We start from the raw sequence: 2,662 nt of genomic DNA on the forward strand, positions 1-2,662 counted from the left end.
CGCCCACCGCACGCGGCCCCGGCTGGTCTCCCCCGTCCAGCCGGGGCCTTTCACGTACTGATCACCGGCGCCGGCCTCCGGGGCGCCGCTACGAATCCACGAGGTAGGCCTTCTCCCCCATCATCAGCGGCGCATCGGCAGGCCCTTTGATGTAGGGCCCACGCCAGAGCACCCGGTGTTTCCGTGCCTCGACCGCGGCAGTACGGCTTCGAGTGCGGCCGCCTTGGCCGCCACCTGCCCAGCCTCGGGTGCGCCGGCAGGCGACGGTCTCGAAGTAATCAGCAGTAGTACGGCCTGATTTCGAACCTGTCTGGATTTGTTGCCCAGTCCGGGAGCCATACCCACTGTTCTCCCGCATACCACCTGCCAGTGCCAACCCACTCGCCATGTTGGTAGACCCAGAGACCAGTGCACGACCCGAAGCCCAAGTAGAAGCCCGCTGCGCGGTCCCAGCCGAGATTGGTGTCCGTGCGCTGGCCGGGGTGCAGTATCGCATCGTACTTCCCGTGCACGTACTTTCCGTCGCCCTCATAGATAACACCGACACCCAGGAAGCCCTGATTGCTGATGTAACTGCTCAGTGCTGCGGGCGCGGAGGACGTAGGGCGTGAGGCCGAAACCCCGTCGTTTGCTCCCGGACTCTGTGAACCCGTCGGCACGGCGTTTGCGGAACCGCATAGCGAAAGCGCGGTGAGTACTGGTAAGACCAGTACCGCGAACCTTCTCAGATACTTCATTGTGCCCCTTTCAGCCAGGCCAAATACCCAGCGTCGCTTGCGAAGTGCGCGATGGATGCTGTCCGTGACGGGTCCGGGTCCTCCGGTCGGTCCGCAGCGTTGCCATACACGTGGCGAGGCATCGGCACGACGGGCCGGTCGAGTTGGCGTCCGACGACACGGGCGCGTACAACAGCGAAAAAGGGCCTCATTGCACTAGCGCGAGTGCCGCACCGATTCTCTTCACCATGGTTGAATCCCCTTCTCGTGGATCTCGAGCTGCTTTTCGACTGGCGGTACAGCCCCGCCGTCCGATGCGGCCGGCTTGCCCGTGACGGCGGTTTGTTGGCCGGGGCGGTCGGGCCGTGGTGTGTGCCACTGTGCTGCGGCGGCCATGGGGAAACCTGGGGAAAGTCTTGAATCGGGCTTGGAACCCCTGGTCTGCGGCGATAGACCGGAGTGATGTGATCACGACCACGGGGGCGGGGTGACGGTGCGATTCGGGGTTTTGGGCATCGTTGAAGCGTGGCGGGGTGATGCCGTGGTGGATGTGGGGCATGCCCGGCAGCGGCGGGTGTTGGCGGCGCTGCTCGTGGACGCCGGCCACGTGGTGCCGGCGGGTGTGCTCGAGGAGCGGGTGTGGGGGGAGCGCGTTCCGCGGCGGGGCCGGGAGACGCTGTATGGGTATGTGTCGCGGCTCCGGCAGGCGCTGACGCCATGGGGACCGGACCTCGTGCGGGAGCAGGGCGGTTACCGGCTCTCGGTGGCGGTGGAGGCGGTGGACCTGCACCGGTTCCGTGACCTTGCGGCTCGGGCCCGGTCGGTGGATGCGGATGAGCGTGCGGTGGCGTTGTGGGAGGAGGCGCTGGGGCTGTGGCGGGGGGAGGCGTTCGCCGGGGCGGACACCCCGTGGTTCAACACTCAGCGCAACGTTGTGGAGGCAGAACGGCTGGCTGCCCAGATCGATCTGGTGGACGTGCGGCTGCGGCTGGGGCAGCACGCTCGGGTGCTGGCCGAATGCTCATCGCGGGCGGAGGCGTATCCGCTCGATGAGCGGGTGGCCGGGCAACTGATGCTGGCCCTGTTCCGGTGCGGGCGGCAGGCCGAGGCACTGGCCTGCTACACCGCTTTATACAAACGGCTGGCCGAGGAACTGGGCACGGAACCGGGCGCCGAGGTGCAGCGCGTGCATCAGGCGATGCTGCGTGGAGAATCCGCCCGGACCGCAGCCCGCGATGCGCTGCCGTCGGCCAAGACCGGGGCCCTGCGGGCGGTCCCGGCGCAACTGCCTTTGGACGCACAGGGGTTCACCGGCCGGGCGGAGGAACTAGCCCAGCTGGACGGGATCCTGGCCACTGGTGCGGAGCGGTCGGCTGCGGTGGTCATCTCCGCGGTGTCGGGGACGGCGGGGGTGGGCAAGACGGCGCTGGCGGTGCACTGGGCCCACCGGGTGGCCGACTGGTTCCCGGACGGCCAGCTGTATGTGAACCTGCGCGGCTTCGACCCGTCCGGCGCGGCGGTGACGCCCGATCAGGCGGTGCGGAGCTTCCTCGACGGGCTGGGCGTGCCGGCCCCGCAGGTCCCGGTGGATCTTCAGGCGCGGGTGGGGCTGTATCGGAGCCTGCTGGCCGGGCAGCGGGTGCTGGTGGTGCTGGACAACGCCCGCGATGCCGATCAGGTCCGCCCGCTGCTGCCCGGCTCTCCCGGCTGCCTGGCCGTGGTGACCAGCCGCAACCGGCTCACAGGCCTGGTCGCCGCCGAGGGCGCCCACCCCCTGACCCTGGACCTGCTCTCCCCGGCCGAGGCCCGCGACCTGCTGGCCCACCGCCTCGGCGAGGACCGGCTGGCGGCCGAACCGGACGCCGTGCAGGAGATCATCACCCGGTGCGCCCGGCTCCCTCTGGCCCTGGCCATCACCACCGCCCGCGCCGCCACCAACCCCGACT

The 2,662-nt window shown here is 69.3% G+C and carries 1 protein-coding gene; it reads left to right on the forward strand.

Annotation, left to right across the window (positions count from 1 at the left end):
- Positions 1 to 1,260 precede the first annotated feature (1,260 nt).
- Positions 1,261 to 2,662: BTAD domain-containing putative transcriptional regulator (locus KCH48_RS41770; protein WP_210582867.1), on the forward strand; the 1,402-nt coding region annotated here is incomplete at its 3' end.

The organism is Streptomyces sp. GESEQ-4 (assembly GCF_017948455.1).
Taxonomy (GTDB): domain Bacteria; phylum Actinomycetota; class Actinomycetes; order Streptomycetales; family Streptomycetaceae; genus Streptomyces.